Here is a 230-nt window from a genome sequence, read left to right as displayed (position 1 = left end):
AGCCCCCCGCGCGGCAGCACTCCGTCGCCGAGATCGTGGAGGCGTTCGTCGCCACCCTCCCGCAGTCGGCGGCGGAGGCTCTCTCCCTCGCCCGGCGGCATGACGAGCGCCTTCAGGACCGGACGTGGCTGGAGATCGATGCCGACCGCCCGCTCCGCTACGCCCTCGAACCGCGTACCGGTTCCTTCGCCGACCCGTCGAGCCTTGGCCTCCTGCAGGAGCACGGAACC

1 pseudogene is annotated in these 230 nt (G+C 72.6%); it reads left to right on the top strand.

Annotated elements, in window-relative coordinates:
- Positions 1 to 230, top strand: a pseudogene (locus KVS71_RS19490) (DUF72 domain-containing protein); the annotation flags it as partial.

It is taken from the genome of Microbacterium sp. GbtcB4 (assembly GCF_019091465.1).
Taxonomy (GTDB): Bacteria; Actinomycetota; Actinomycetes; order Actinomycetales; family Microbacteriaceae; genus Microbacterium; species Microbacterium paraoxydans.
Note: the sequence above shows the minus strand (reverse complement) of the source record. Positions and strands in the feature narration are given on the sequence as shown.